Here is a 13,648-nt window from a genome sequence, read left to right on the forward strand (position 1 = left end):
GACTATGGCGCACAGTATGTCGCATACACTGTGCGTCACACACTATGTGGCGACAGGTGAGGCGACGGCGTGGATCGGGAACTGTTCGAGACGATGCGGCTGGAGCTGCGGCGCGGGACGCTGGTCCTGGCGGTGCTCGCCTGCCTGCGGACCGAACGCTACGGCTACACCCTGCGTCAGGCGCTGGCGGCCGATGGGCTGGAGATGGAGGAATCCACCCTCTACCCCCTGCTGCGGCGGCTGGAGGGGCAAGGGCTGCTGACCAGCGAATGGCGCGAGGAGGAGAAGCGAAAGAAGCGTTTCTATGTCCTGTCGCCGGGGGGCGAGGCCATGCTGGCCGCCCTGACCGATGAATGGCGCGGCATCAACGCCTCGCTGGAACGAATTCTCTGAAGGGACGGGAGAGGGCGCGATGGACATCATCGAACGCTATTTGGAGGCCGTGGCGGCGCAACTGCCGACCGAGGACCGCGAGGACATCGTCGCTGAGCTGCGCGACCTGATCCTGAGCCGCGTCGAGGCCCGCGAGGAGGAGCTGGGCCGCGCCCTGAGCGACGAGGAGAAGGAGGCGATCCTGCACGAGATCGGCCATCCGCTGATCGTCGCCGCCCGCTATCGCAAGGGGCCGGACAGCCTGATCGGGCCGGAACTGTTTCCCTATTGGCTGTTCGGCGCCAAGGCGGGGCTGATCGTCATTGCGGCCGTTCAGGCGCTGGGGCTGTTTGTCAGCGTGCTGGGCGCTCCGGCTGATTTCGGACGCGCGATCAGCCAGGCCTTCCACGGCTTCTTCTCCGGGGGGCTGACCCTGCTGGGAGCGCTGACCCTGGCCGGCGCGATCCTGGAGCATTATGACATCAAGCCGACCTGGCTGACGAAATGGCGGGTGCGCGACCTGTCGGCCTTCGGCCTGGCCGATCCGGCGAAGTGGGGCGCCTCGCTGTCGGGCTCTGAGAAGGCCAAGGCGGAGTGGTTGCCGAAGGGCGCCCGCGTCTGGGGCGTGACGGCGAACGACAAGCCGGGGCTGGAGGCGCTGGCCTCGCTGATCGTCGGAGGCGTCTTCGTGATGTGGTGGATCGGCGTGATCCGCTTTCCGGGCCTGGGCGAGTTCTCCTTGAGAAGCGGCGCGGTCGGGATCGAGGCGGCGCCGGTGTGGGCGGCCCTCTACGGCCCCATCCTGGCCCTGGCCGTCGGCGGCATGGCGGTGGACGCGGTCAGCCTGATCCGCGGGCGCGAGGGGCGGTTGACCTTGCTGCTGAAGATCCCGCTGGCGGGCGCGGCGCTCTGGGTGCTGTGGCGACTGTTTGATGCGGGCTGGTGGCTCACCCTCACCCAGGGCGCGGCGAGCGCCCGCGTCGAGGGCGGGGCGACGAACATCAGCCTGGACGCCCTGCGCGCGGTGAACGATGCGGGCCGCGATCTGGAGGGGACGGCCCTGACGCTGGGCACGGTGCTGACCTGGGTGTTCGCGGTGATGGCGATCAGTTTCGTCGTCAACATCGCGACCTATGTCTGGCGGCTCGCGACGACGCGCAAGGGGTGATCTGCCGAGCTGCGGCGCCGTCATGTCCGAAAACCGCGAGACACGTTGGCGCTGCGGGCGCATGTTGCGGGCATGGACAACGCCCGCGACACGCTGGATCAGGAGGCCTGCTATCGGGCGGTCCTGACGCGCGACCCGCGCTTCGACGGGCGCTTCTTCACCTGCGTGAAGTCTACCGGAATCTATTGCCGCCCGGTCTGCCCGGCGCGGACGCCCAGGCGTGAGAACATGCGCTTCGTCATCAGCGCGGCGGCGGCCGAGGAGGCGGGCTTCCGCGCCTGCCTGCGCTGTCGGCCGGAAACCGCGCCCGATATGGGCGCGTGGCGGGGGACGTCCAACACTGTCAGCCGGGCGCTGAATCTGATCGAGGCGGGGGCGCTAGATAAGGGCGACGTCGACGCCCTGGCCGCGCGGCTGGGGGTGGGCGAGCGACACCTGCGCCGCCTGTTCCGCCAGCACCTGGGGGCCGCCCCGGTCGGCGTGGCCCAGACGCGCCGCGTGCTGCTGGCCAAGGCCCTGATCCACCAGACCGACCTGCCGATGGCCGAGGTGGCGATGGCGTCCGGCTTCGGCAGCGTGCGCCGCTTCAACGAGACGTTTCAGGCCCTGTATGGGCGGCCCCCGTCGGCGCTGCGGGCGCGGACCGAGCGGCCTTGGGATGGGGGCGTGCGGCTGAGCCTGCCCTATCGCCCGCCCTATGAGGTCGAGGCCATGCTGGCGGCCCTGAAAGCGAGCGGCGAGACGGTCGAGGAGCGCCTCTGGCGGCGCGTCCTGACGCCCGCGACGGACGGGGCGACGGGTGAGGTCTCGGCCCGGTTCGAGGACGGGAACCGCCTGGCGGTCACGGCGGCGCTGCACGACCTCAAGGCCCTGCCAGGCGTGCTGGCGCGGGTGCGGCGGCTGTTCGACCTGCCAGCCGACCCCGAGGCCATCCGGCGCGACCTGTCGCTCGACCCTGTTCTGGCGCCCTTGGTCGCGGCGCGGCCCGGCCTGCGCCTGCCGGGCGCCTGGATCGACGATGAGGGCGACATGGCCAGCGACCGGCTTGAAGATCACAGGCTCGCGGCGCGGGCCGAGCGATGGCGACCCTGGCGGGCCTATGGCGCGCTGCACCTGCGCGAGGCAGGCGTAGACGGCGCGGCGATCATGGAGAGCGACGATGAAAAAGACGCAGCTTGAAGCCTTTACGCTGGACCGCATCGCCACGCCGGTGGGCGAGGTGCTGCTGGTCACGGACGCGGAGGGGGCCGTGCGCGCTTTCGACTTCACCGACTATGAGGCGCGGATGATGGCGCTGCTGGCCCGTCATTACGGCGAGGTTCAGCTGACGCCCGGCCGCGCGCCTGAGGGGGTGCGGGACGCCGTCGCCGCCTATTTCGACGGCGACCTGACGGCGCTGGACAGCCTCGCCGTGAAGACCGGCGGCACCGACTTCCAGCGCGCGGTCTGGGCGGCGCTGCGCACCATTCCGGCGGGACGGACCTGGAGCTACGGCCAACTGGCGAAGGCCATCGGCAAGCCCGCGGCGGTGCGCGCCGTGGGGCTGGCCAACGGAGCCAATCCGATCGGGGTCATCGTGCCCTGCCACCGCGTCGTCGGCGCCAAGGGAACCCTGACCGGTTACGCAGGCGGGCTGGAGCGCAAGCGCTGGCTGCTGGCGCACGAAGCGTCGCAGCCTGGCCCTGATGATGGAACGGGACAGGGGGCGTTTGCGCTGGACTGACAGCGCCCTTTCCTTTCGGCGCTCATATGTGGAGTCTGATATGAACCTGCCCAACGGGGCTCTGGTCGCCGTCGCCGACGGCGAGAAGCTGAGCCTGTTCCGCAACACCGGCCACAACCTCGACATCCAGCTCAAGCCGATGGCGACTCCCGAAATCCCCGAACGCCTGTCCGGCGCGCCGGGCCGCCGCTCCAGCGACGCCAACCCCGACAACGACACCCAGGCCGAGGACGGCTTCGCCATGGGCGTGGCCGAGGCGCTGAACCACATGGCCCTGACCAACAAGTTCGAGGCCCTGGCCGTCGTCGCCGCGCCCAAGACCCTGGGCCAGTTGCGCAAGCATTGGCACAAGACGCTGGAGGGCCTGCTGGTCGGCGAAATCGCCAAGGACCTGACCGGCCGCCCGGCGGATGAGGTGGCCGAGGCGATCAGCCGGGCGTGACATAACGCCCGTCATCCCGGCTGCGGCCGCGCTGGCGAGGCGGAGAGCCGGGACCTCCCAGACCTCGCCGTTCGCCTCTCTGGCGGTCCCGGACAGCGGCTGCGCCGCTTCCGGGACGGCGCCGGGGTTCAGGCCGCCCCATCCAGGAACAGGCGGCAGGCCGGGTTGTCCGTCTCGTCGACGTACGGATAGCCCAGGTCGTCCAGCGCCGTCGTCAGGGCCGCCGCCTGATCCGGCGGGACGCTGACGCCCGCCAGCACCCGGCCCGCGTCGTCGCCGTGGTTGCGATAGTGGAACAGGGTCAGGGCCCAGGCGGGCTGAAGACTGTTGAGGAAGCGCAGGAAGGCGCCCGGCCGCTCGGGGAACTCGAAGCGCAGCAGCCGCTCATGCGGCAGGCCGATGGTGCGTCCGCCGACCATGTGGCGCACGTGCAGCTTGGCGGTCTCGTTGTCGCTCATGTCGACGACGGCATAGCCGTCGGCGGTCAGGCGACGCAGAAGGCTTTCACGCTCGGCGGCGCCGTCGCGCAGGGCTACGCCGACAAAGATCTGCGCCGTGCCGTCGCCGGACCAGCGATAATTGAATTCCGTGATCGAGCGGCCGTCCAGGCTGCGCAGGAAGCGGTGATAGTCCTCGCGCCGATCGGGCATGGAGACCGCGAACAGGGCTTCGGCGCCCTCGCCGATCTCGGCCCGCTCGGCGACGTGGCGCAGGCGGTCGAAGTTGACGTTGGCGCCCGAGTTGATCGCGACCAGCGCCCCCGATCCGGGATTGCGCGCGGCCCAGGCCTTGAGGCCGGCAAGCGCCACGGCGCCCGACGGCTCGGCTACCGCGCGCACGTCGTCGAAGATGTCCTTCACGGCGGCGCAGATGGCGTCGGTGTCGACCAGGACGATCTCGTCCAGCAGATCGCGGCACAGGCGGAAGGTCTCGTCGCCCGCGCGGCGCACGGCCACCCCGTCGGCGAACAGGCCGACCTGATCCAGATCAACGACGCGCCCGGCCTCAATGGCGCTTTTCATCGTCGGCGCCTCGGCCGGTTCGACGCCGATCAGGCGCGTCTCAGGCCGCAGGAAGCGGACGATGGCCGCCACCCCCGCCGCCAGCCCGCCGCCGCCGATGGGGATGAACACGGCGTCGATCGGATCGGCGTGCTGGCGCAGGATCTCCAGCCCCACCGTGCCTTGCCCGGCGATGACGTCGGGATCGTCGAAGGGGTGGACGAAGGCGGCGCCGGTCTGCTTCTCCAACTCGCGGGCGTGGGCGTAGGCGTCGTCAAAGCTTTCGCCATGCAGCACGACCCGGCCGCCCAGCCCCTGGACCGCCGCCACCTTGATGCCGGGCGTGGTGGTCGGCATGACGATGGTGGCCGCCGCGCCGCGTTTCGCCGCCGCCAGCGCCACCCCTTGCGCATGATTGCCCGCCGAGGCGCAGATGACGCCGCGCGCCAACTCCGCCTGGCTCAGGGCGGCGATCTTGTTGTAGGCGCCGCGGATCTTGAACGAGAAGACCGGCTGCAGGTCCTCGCGCTTCAGCAGGGCGGTCCGGCCGAGGCGGGCCGACAGCCGCTTGAGCGGATCGAGGGGGGTCTCCTCGGCCACGTCATAGACGCGGGCGGTCAGGATGCGGCGGACGGTGTCTTGCACGATGATCTCGGTCAGGCGTCAAAAAAAGAAACGAAGCGTGTGCTCGTCTAGGCCAGACCAACCCTTATGAGAACGAAAATTGCGCCCTTCCCTCCTGATCTAAAGCGCCTTCTCCAGAACCACGAAGGCCAGGTCGCGCGTGCGGGGCAGGCCGAAGCGGGGGTCGTCCAGCGGGAAGGGGCGGGTTTCGCCGGTCAGGCGATAGCCGCGCCGTTCGTACCAGGCGATCAGTTCGACGCGCTGGCGGATGACGGTCATCTCCATGCGCGTGGCGGCGAAGCGGGCGGCGGCTTCCGCCTCGGCGGCGTCGATCAGGCGGCGCCCCAGACCGCCCGCCTGACGCGCCGGATCGACGGTCAGCAGGCCCAGATAAGCCAGACCCTCGCCCTGATCCGCAACCTGGACGCAGCCGATCAGGGCGCCGTCGATCTCGGCCAGCAGCAGAAGCCGCGAGGCGTCGGCCAGGATGTCGCGCAACTCCGCCTCGTCGGTGCGCTGACCCTCCAGCAGGTCGGCTTCATGGGTCCAGCCAGCCTTGGCGCTGTCGCCGCGATAGGCGCTTTCGATCAGGGCGCGCAGCGCCGGAACATCGTCCGGCGCCGCAGGGCGGAAGACCGGGTCGCTCACTGGACGCCCAACTCCTGGATCAGGTGATCCATGCCGTAAACGTCGCGCAGGGCCGTGGTCACGGCCTGGGTGGTGACGATGACGCTGCGGTTGACGTTGCGGTCATAGCCGTAGGCGTTGCGCTGGGTCAGGACGGTGGAGTCGAAGTTGGCGCCGATGATCTCTCCCTTGGCGTTGACGGCGGGCGAGCCCGACGAGCCGCCGATGGTGTCGGACGAGACCGCCATGTTCATCACCGCGTTGGGGTCGATGCGGTCCTTGGCGGCCAGCAGCTTGGGCGCGACGTTGAACGGCTCGGCGCCGGTCGCCCGGTCCCACAGGCCGGCGAAGGTGGTGAAGGCGGGGATGCGCTGGCCCGGCACGTCGGTCCCCTCGACCCGGCCGTAGGTCAGGCGCAGGGTGCCCGTGGCGTCCGGATAGACGGCGTCGCCGAAGACGGCGAAGCGGGCGGCGGACAGCTGTTCCGAGGCGCGGTCGGTCGGCGCCTTGACCTTGTTGTCCCAGTCAGCGCGCACGGCGCGGGCGTCGGCGTCGATGGCCAGGACGTACTGGATCAGCGGATCGGTCGAGGCCTGGACGGCGGGCAGACCGCCTTCCCACAGGGCGCGGCGCACGGCCGGATCGGCCAGCTTGGTGCCTTCGACCAGACGGGCGGCCAGGCCTTCGGGGCTCTCCTTGCCCAGCAGGGTGCGGACATAAGGGCTGTCGACGGTCAGCCATTCGCGCGTCTTGGACAGCCACCATTCCAGCCGGATCTGCTCCAGCTCCGGATAGGTCGGGCGGGCGGCGAACAGGCTGGACTGGACGCCCGGCAGGCGGCTGTCGGCGAACTCGGGCAGGCGCTGATCCGACGGCTTGGCGCGCTCCTGCGCCCCGCGCACGATGGCTCGCGCCCAGCTGAACAGGGGCGAGCCGCCCGCCACCGAGGTGGTGCCCATGCCGGTGCCGCCTTCCAGCAGGGCCATCGGGGCGTAGAGCTCGCGTGCGATCGGCTGGACCTGCGCCAAAACGGCCCAGGGATCGCCGACCTCGGCCGACAGGGCCTCGTTCTCGGCCACGCCGCGACGGAAAACCGTTTCCTGGCCGGCCAGTTGATCCATGAAGGCCGGGTCGATCAGAGCGGCCATCCGGCCGCGCCCGCGCTTATAGGTGTTCTCGACGCCCGACAGCGGGTCCATGGCGATGAAGGCCTGATCCTCGCCCTCTTCCGAATAGCGGATCAGACGCCCGCGCAGCTCGGAGGCGATCAGCTGGTCCAGCGGCAGGACCACGTCGCGGATGGTCATCAGCTGGGCCTGCGTCAGCAGACGCTGGGTCGAGCCGGGGTTGCCGGTGACGAAGACGGGCTCGCCCTCGGTCGGCTTGTTCGGGTTCCAGGTGAAGTGGGTCGGGGTCGCAGCGGGCTTGCCGTCTTCATACAGGCGGATGAAGGCGGCATCGATGGCGAAGCGCGGGAAGGAGAAGTTGTCCAGATCGCCACCGAAGGTCGCGGCGCGGTCTTCCGGCGCCCAGGCCAGACGCACGTCGGAGTATTTGCGGAACTTGTAGAGTTTGAACTGGCCGCCGCGATACAGGCTGACGACCTGACAGCGGATCTTGGCGTCGTCGCCGCAGGCTTCGGTTTCGATGCGGCCGGCCTCGGCCTCGCGCGCCTGGGTGTAGGCCTGGCCGTCCAGCCCGGCGCCCGCCTTCTGGACCCGCGCGGTGACGTCGGTGATGTCGGTCAGGATTTCCGCAGAGGCGCCGGGGCATTGCAGCTCTTCCTCGCGGCTCTTGGGGGTGAAGCCGGTCTCATTATACTGAAGCTGGGGCGTCGACAGGTTGGCGACGCAGGACGAGACGCAGTGGTTGTTGGTCATCACCAGCCCCTCGGCCGAGATGACGCCCGCCGAGCAGCCGCCGAACTTCACCGACGACAGGCGCACGCGGTCCAGCCAGGCCTGATCGATATTGGTGCCCAAGGTCTGATTGGCGCGGGGGATGGGGAAGTTGTCATAGGTCCACATGCCCTCCTCTGCCTTGGCGGAAGAGGCGGCGGCGAAGGCCAGGACGGCGGCCGAGGCGAACAGCATGTGACGCATGAGAAGCTCCTGATTCAGACTCCGGCGAGGAAAAAACAGAGTCTAATTCGTCTGAATAGTCTGAAATCGGCAGGAAGAAAGCTAGCAGGCCGATGCGTCAGAGGGGGGCGTAACTTTTCCTCCCTATCGCATGGCGATGGGGAGGTGGATCGGCGGCGAAGCCGACGAGACGGAGGGGCTGCTTGGTTCTGCTGTCGCAGGCCCCTCCACCACTTCGTGGTCCCCCTCCCCACGATGTGGGGAGGAGAAAGTCGCCTTATTTAGCGACGCACGCCCAGTTCGCGCAGGAGGCGCGGCTGGTTGTAGACGTTGCGCAGGGCCTCGGTGACGGCGGCGGTCGAGACCGACACCGTGCGGTTCAGCTCGCCGTCGTAGCCGAACGAGCCGCCCAACGAGTGGATGTTGCCGTCGAAGGCGGCGCCGATCACTTCGCCCTTGGCGTTGATAACCGGCGAGCCGGAGTTGCCGCCGATGATGTCGTTGGTCGAGACGAAGTCGTAGACGACATCCTTGTTGATCCGGTCCTTGGCCGCCAGGAAGCGCTCGGAGGCGTTGAACGGCTCGGCGCCGGTGGCGCGCTCGTACAGGCCGCCCATGTAGGTGAAGGACGGCACCGTGACGCCGCGATAGGTCCAGCCCTTCACCTGGCCGTAGGACAGGCGCAAGGAGAAGGTGGCGTCGGGATATAGGTTGTCGCCGTAGACGGCGAAGCGGGCCTGGGCGACCTTTTCCGCGGCGCGGGCGGTCGGGGCGTTGACGCCGGCGTCCCATTGGGTGCGGACGGCCTGTGCGGCGTCGTCGTTGGCCAGGACGAAGGCGATCATCGGGTCGCCCGAGGCGGCCAGCTGCTCCGGCGTCATGGCCAGGGCCTGCGCGCGGAAGGCCGGGTCGATCAGGCGGCTCTGCACCAGACGGGCGGCGATGGTTTCGGGGCTTTCGGCGCCCAGCATGGCCTTCACATCGGCGCTGTCGACCGTCAGGTATTCGCGGGTCTTCAACATCCAGTGCGACAGCTGGATTTCCTCGACGCCGACCGGGATCGGGGCGTCCGAGGCCAGACGGCGGCCCAGGGCGGCGATGTCGCTGTCGGCATAGCCGGCGCGGCGTTCGGCGACCGGCTTGGCGCGTTCCTTCGACGCGCGGACGATGGCGCGGGCGTAGGAATACAGGGTCGAGCCGCCGCCGGCGTTCGCCTCAAGCTGGCGATAGGGCAGATAGAGGTCGCGGGCGGTCGCCTGCACCTTTTCCAGATCGGCCCACGGGTCGCCGATGCGCTCGGCCACGGCCGGGTCGGCGGCGACGCGCTGGCGCAGTTCGGCCTCTTCCTGGCGCTTCTTGGCCATGAAGGCGGGGTCCGTCAGGGCGCCCTGCTGGCCGTAGTAGACCTTGAAGCTGTTCTCCAGACCGAAGATGGGGTCGAGAGCGACCCGCTTCTCTTCCTCGCCCAGGGTCGAATATTCGACCAGACGGCCGCGCAGTTCGGCGCTCTGGATCAGGGTGATGGGGATCTGCTGGTCGCGCAGGCGCTCCAGCTGGCTCATGGTCAGCAGGCGCGAGGTCGAGCCGGGGTTGCCCGCCACAAAGGTGGCCTCGCCGTCGGTCGGAGCGTTGGGGTTCCACTTCAGGTGGTTGGGCGAGGCGACCGGCTTGCCGTCCTCATAGGCGCGCAGGAAGGCCGCATCGAGGGCGTAGCGCGGGAAGTTGAAGTTGTCCGGATCGCCGCCGAAGAAGGCCGCCTGGAACTCCGGCGCGAAGGCCAGACGCACGTCTTCATACTTGCGGAACTTGTACAGGGCGTATTTGCCGCCGCGATAGAAGCTGATGACCTGACACGTCAGCTTGCGGTCGTCGCCGCAGGCCTCCTTCTGGATCGCGTCGATCTCCGCCGAACGGGCGGCGACGAAGGCCGCGCCTTCCAGACCCGAACCCGCGCCCAGCACGCGATCGGTGACGTCGGTGATGTCGGTCAGGACCTCGGCCGTCTGGCCGGGGCAGGTCTTCTCTTCCTCGCGCGTGGCGGGCATCCAGCCGTTCTTGACGTAGTCGTTCTGGGCCGTCGACAGGTCCTGGACGCACGAGATGACGCAGTGGTGGTTGGTCAGGATCAGGCCTTCACCCGACACGAACGAGGCCGAGCAGCCCTGCAGGCGCACGGCGGCGTTGCGGACGCGGTCCAGCCAGGCCTGATCGATGCGCGTGCCGTACTTCTCATTGACCGTCTGGATCGGGAAGCTGTCGAAGGTCCACATCCCCTCGTCGGCGCGCGCGGCCGAAGCGGGGGCGTTGACCACCACGGCGGCCATGCCGAGGGCGGCCAGCGAAGCGGTGAAGGAAAGGGTGCGGCGAAGCGACATGGGCGTCTCCGTGAGGCGGGACACCACGCCCACGCCTTGCTGTCCGCCGTCACTAGACCCGCAAGGGCCGCGCCCTCAAGCCCCGTAACAAATCCGGCGCAGCCAGCCTTACCCCGATTTAACTTGGCCCAGCGCCCGCAGGCGGTCAGATAACAGCGCAAGTCAGGGGAATGAATACGCGTCATGTCGCTCGCGCTGTCCACGCTGCTCTTCGAGTGGCGCCGCTATATGGCCGCCGTCATGGCGCTGGCCCTTTCGGGGTTGCTGGTGCTGGCCATGACCGGGGTCTTCATCGGCATCGGCAAGGGATTCACCGCCGCCATCGAGCGCTCCAGCGCCGATATCTTCATCATGCAGCCGGGCGCCAAGGCCCTGTTCAGCGGGCCGATGGGCATGCCGCGACGCTTTGTCCCGCTGGCCTATAACCACCCCGAGGTGGTCGAGGTGAAGACCCTCGACATGTCGGGCGGCAATTTCCAGAACATCAAGAACGTCGACCCGACCGCCACGGCCGCCGACCGCGCCAAGCAGGGCGCGCCGCGCCAGAAGAGCGTGCTGGTCAACATCATCGACACGGCGCCCGGCTCGGTGACCATTCCGCGCGACTATTCCGACGAACTGGTCGAGGCCCTGCGCCAGCCCTTCACCGTGGCTGTGGACGAGACGGCGCTGACGCCGCTGGGCGTCAAACTGGGCGACAAGGCCCTGTTCAACGGCCAGACCGTAACCGTGGTGGGGGTGCTGCGCGGCTATCCCAACATGATGCAGCCGACCATCGTCATGTCGCGCGACAGCCTGCGGATGCTGGGCCAGGCCTTTGAGGGGCCGCGTGTCGGCCCGCTGATGCTCAAGATCAAGGACCCGGCCCGCGCCGAGGTCGTGGTCGCCCAGCTGAACGCCATGGGCAACGGCCAATGGAAGGCCTGGACCCGTCAGCAGCTGGCCGACGCCAACGCCGGCGCCATGTTCGAGGAAGGCATTCTGGTCATCATCATCGGCGGCTGCGTGGTGCTGGGGATCATCATCGGCGTGGCCATCACCTGGCAGACCCTGCGCGGCGCCATCATGGCCAACATCAAGGAGTTCGCCTCCCTGCGCGCCCTGGGCGTCGGCATGGGCAGCCTGCGCCGCATCGTCATGGAGCTGAGCTTCTGGGTCGGAATGGTGGGGGTCGGCGCGGCCATCCTGCTGACCTGGCTGCTGTCGCTGCTGGCCCTGTCCAACGCCGTCATCATCTCCATGCCGCCGATGCTGCTGATCGTGGTCGGGGGCGGGCTGATCGCCATCTCCATGCTGTCGGGCCTGCTGTCGATGGGCATTCTGAAGAAGAGCCAACCTGCGGACCTGCTGCGATGAACACTATAGCTTCTGGGCACACCAAGGTTCACGGCAAGCACGGCGAGTTTGCCCTGGAAGCCAAGGGACTGGTCAAACGGTTCAAGTCCGGCCGGTCCTATGTCGAGGTGCTGAAGGGCGTGGATTTCGACGCCCGCCACGGCGACCTGACCATGGTCATGGGGCCGTCGGGCTCGGGCAAGTCGACGCTGATCGCCGCCCTGTCCGGCCTGCTGCGGCCCGAGGAAGGACGCGTCGACGCCCTGGACGTGGACGACCTGTGGAAACTGTCGGGCGGCAGGATCGACAAGTTCCGGCTGGATCACTGCGGCTTCATCTTCCAGGGCTTCAACCTGTTCCCGGCGCTCAGCGCCCTGCAGCAGGTGACGACGGTGCTGAAATATCAGGGCCTGTCGCCGGAGAAGGCCAAGAAGCGCGCCGCGCTCGCTCTGGAGGAGGTCGGTCTGGGCCATCGCCTGCATCAGCGCCCGGCCGCCCTGTCCGGCGGCGAGAAGCAGCGCGTCGCCATCGCCCGCGCCCTGGCCAAGGACCCGCAGATCCTGTTCGCCGATGAACCGACCTCGGCGCTGGACGGCGAGAACGGCCAGGTGGTCATCAGACTGCTGCGCCGGGCGGCCACCGAACACGGCGCGGCCGTCATCTGCGTGACCCACGACCCGCGCCTGGAAGCCTGGGCCGACCGGGTCATCCACATCGAAGACGGCGTGATCATCGACGATCAGCGCCGCACCCCCAATCCCGAAGCCATCCTGGCGTCGCACTGACCCCGATCCCCTTGAGGACCCCCATGCCCGCATTCCTGAAAAACAAATGGCTCTGGATCGGCCTGGCGCTGCTGGTCGCCGTCGTCATCGGCCTGAGCCTGATGCAGAAGGCCGGCGCCGCCAAGAAGGCCGAGCTGGCCGAGGCGGCCGAGAAGAAGGTGGAAAGCCCCTATTCGGCCATCGCCAACGGCAAGATCGACATCGAGGGCGGCATCATCCAGATCGCTGCGCGGCGCGGCGGCGTGGTGCGTGACGTCCTGGTTCAGGAAGGGGACCTGGTGAAGGCCGGTCAGATCCTGGCCCGTCAGGAAGACGACGAGCCGCGCCTGTCGCTGCAGACGGCGACCGCCGATCTGGCCCAGGCCGAAAGCCAGCTGCGCATGATCAACGTCGACATCGCCACGGCCCAGCGCGAGCACGACCGGCTGCAGAAACTGGTCGCCACCAACTTCGTCGCCGCCCAGCGCATGGATCAGGCCCGCGACGCCATCGCCCAGGCCCAGGCCCGCCTCGCCTCGCAACAGGCCGCCGTCCAGACCGCCCGCGCCCGCCGCGATCAGGCCGCCTATAATGTCGAGCTGACGGTGATCCGCTCGCCCGCCGACGGCCGCATCGTGCGCCGCTACGCCAACCCCGGCGCCGGCGCCTCGACCCTGAACGTGTCGAACATGTTCGACCTGGAGCCCGCCGCCCCGCGCATCGCCCGCGCCGAGATCGTCGAGGCCGACATCCCCAACGTCAGCGTCGATCAGGCCGTCGAGATCACCCCCGAAGGCGATCCGTCCAAGGTCTATGTCGGCAAGGTGCTGCGCCGCGCCGCCGTCTTCGGCGCCCGCAAACTGGCCTCGGACGACCCGTCGCAACGCACCGACGAGCGCGTGGTCGAGGTGGTGGTCGCCGTCGACGAGGCCCCGCTGCTGATCGGCCAGCGCGTGCTGGTCAAGTTCATGAAGCCGGGCGAGACGGCGGGCGCCAAGCGCGACAACGCCTCGACCGGCGTGCCCGCTACGCGCGCCATGAAGGCGCCCGCACGGACGTAAGGGCGGATCGGGATGAAAACGGAAAGGGGCCTCATGCGAGGCCCTTTTTTGTTAGCCTCTCGCCCTCCTCTCCGC

Annotated in this window: 11 protein-coding genes and 1 pseudogene; 8 read left to right on the forward strand and 4 right to left on the reverse strand. The window is 68.9% G+C overall.

The features are described 5' to 3' along the window. The first annotated feature begins 16 nt into the window (after window positions 1–16). The 5 genes and pseudogenes from DA69_RS10190 (at window position 17) to DA69_RS10210 (ending at window position 3,705) form a co-directional block, all read left to right on the forward strand. A pseudogene (locus DA69_RS10190) lies at window positions 17–393 on the forward strand (PadR family transcriptional regulator). 19 nt (window positions 394–412) lie between these two features. After that, the gene (locus DA69_RS10195) at window positions 413–1,540 is read left to right on the forward strand and encodes a hypothetical protein (protein WP_025978616.1); all 1,128 of its coding nucleotides are present in this window, start codon (window positions 413–415) and stop codon (window positions 1,538–1,540) included. Between the two features lie 72 nt (window positions 1,541–1,612). After that, on the forward strand, window positions 1,613–2,719 hold the full coding sequence (locus tag DA69_RS10200; protein ID WP_025978617.1) for a bifunctional transcriptional activator/DNA repair enzyme AdaA: 1,107 nt from the start codon (window positions 1,613–1,615) through the stop codon (window positions 2,717–2,719). Beyond that, a complete protein-coding gene (locus DA69_RS10205) occupies window positions 2,700–3,263 on the forward strand; it encodes a methylated-DNA--[protein]-cysteine S-methyltransferase (protein WP_025978618.1) in 564 nt (187 codons plus the stop codon). The genes DA69_RS10200 and DA69_RS10205 overlap by 20 nt, the downstream gene beginning before the upstream one ends. A 40-nt stretch (window positions 3,264–3,303) precedes the next feature. Continuing rightward, window positions 3,304–3,705 (forward strand): host attachment family protein, encoded by a 402-nt coding sequence (locus DA69_RS10210; RefSeq protein ID WP_025978619.1) that lies wholly within the window; start codon window positions 3,304–3,306, stop codon window positions 3,703–3,705. Between the two features lie 128 nt (window positions 3,706–3,833). Here DA69_RS10210 and ilvA read toward each other — a convergent pair whose 3' ends face one another. The 4 genes from ilvA to DA69_RS10230 all read right to left on the reverse strand — a co-directional run bounded on the left by ilvA (window position 3,834) and on the right by DA69_RS10230 (window position 10,413). Continuing rightward, window positions 3,834–5,354, reverse strand: a complete 1,521-nt coding sequence (ilvA, locus tag DA69_RS10215) for a threonine ammonia-lyase, biosynthetic (protein WP_327020088.1) — start codon at window positions 5,352–5,354, stop codon at window positions 3,834–3,836. A 96-nt stretch (window positions 5,355–5,450) separates the two neighbouring features. Then, a complete protein-coding gene (locus tag DA69_RS10220; RefSeq protein WP_025978621.1) occupies window positions 5,451–5,978 on the reverse strand; it encodes a GNAT family N-acetyltransferase in 528 nt (175 codons plus the stop codon). Further along, entirely contained in the window at window positions 5,975–8,059 is a 2,085-nt protein-coding gene (locus DA69_RS10225; RefSeq protein ID WP_025978622.1) for a S46 family peptidase, read from the reverse strand. Before DA69_RS10225 ends, DA69_RS10220 begins: the two co-directional genes overlap by 4 nt. Window positions 8,060–8,319: 260 nt before the next feature. Beyond that, complete coding sequence (locus DA69_RS10230) at window positions 8,320–10,413, reverse strand: S46 family peptidase (RefSeq protein ID WP_025978623.1); 2,094 nt, start codon at window positions 10,411–10,413, stop codon at window positions 8,320–8,322. Window positions 10,414–10,596: 183 nt separating this feature from the next. Here DA69_RS10230 and DA69_RS10235 point away from each other — a divergent pair, with 183 nt between their 5' ends. Genes DA69_RS10235 through DA69_RS10245 form a run of 3 tightly spaced genes read left to right on the forward strand, consistent with a single transcriptional unit; the run spans window position 10,597 to window position 13,573 of the window. After that, a complete protein-coding gene (locus tag DA69_RS10235; RefSeq protein ID WP_025978624.1) occupies window positions 10,597–11,769 on the forward strand; it encodes an ABC transporter permease in 1,173 nt (390 codons plus the stop codon). After that, the gene (locus DA69_RS10240) at window positions 11,766–12,533 is read left to right on the forward strand and encodes an ABC transporter ATP-binding protein (RefSeq protein WP_025978625.1); all 768 of its coding nucleotides are present in this window, start codon (window positions 11,766–11,768) and stop codon (window positions 12,531–12,533) included. The genes DA69_RS10235 and DA69_RS10240 overlap by 4 nt, the downstream gene beginning before the upstream one ends. 23 nt (window positions 12,534–12,556) lie before the next feature. Beyond that, entirely contained in the window at window positions 12,557–13,573 is a 1,017-nt protein-coding gene (locus tag DA69_RS10245; RefSeq protein ID WP_024353724.1) for an HlyD family secretion protein, read from the forward strand. Window positions 13,574–13,648 lie beyond the last annotated feature (75 nt).

The organism is Brevundimonas naejangsanensis (assembly GCF_000635915.2).
Classification (GTDB): domain Bacteria; phylum Pseudomonadota; class Alphaproteobacteria; order Caulobacterales; family Caulobacteraceae; genus Brevundimonas; species Brevundimonas sanguinis.

Excerpts from the sequence above, each read along its gene's own strand:
- DA69_RS10225 (WP_025978622.1), bottom strand. The coding sequence starts at position 8,059 with ATGCGTCACATGCTGTTCGCCTCGGCCGCCGTCCTGGCCTTCGCCGCC.
- DA69_RS10240 (WP_025978625.1), top strand. The coding sequence starts at position 11,766 with ATGAACACTATAGCTTCTGGGCACACCAAGGTTCACGGCAAGCACGGC.
- DA69_RS10210 (WP_025978619.1), top strand. The coding sequence starts at position 3,304 with ATGAACCTGCCCAACGGGGCTCTGGTCGCCGTCGCCGACGGCGAGAAG.
- DA69_RS10245 (WP_024353724.1), top strand. The coding sequence starts at position 12,557 with ATGCCCGCATTCCTGAAAAACAAATGGCTCTGGATCGGCCTGGCGCTG.
- DA69_RS10230 (WP_025978623.1), bottom strand. The coding sequence starts at position 10,413 with ATGTCGCTTCGCCGCACCCTTTCCTTCACCGCTTCGCTGGCCGCCCTC.
- DA69_RS10205 (WP_025978618.1), top strand. The coding sequence starts at position 2,700 with ATGAAAAAGACGCAGCTTGAAGCCTTTACGCTGGACCGCATCGCCACG.
- DA69_RS10200 (WP_025978617.1), top strand. The coding sequence starts at position 1,613 with ATGGACAACGCCCGCGACACGCTGGATCAGGAGGCCTGCTATCGGGCG.
- DA69_RS10235 (WP_025978624.1), top strand. The coding sequence starts at position 10,597 with ATGTCGCTCGCGCTGTCCACGCTGCTCTTCGAGTGGCGCCGCTATATG.
- DA69_RS10195 (WP_025978616.1), top strand. The coding sequence starts at position 413 with ATGGACATCATCGAACGCTATTTGGAGGCCGTGGCGGCGCAACTGCCG.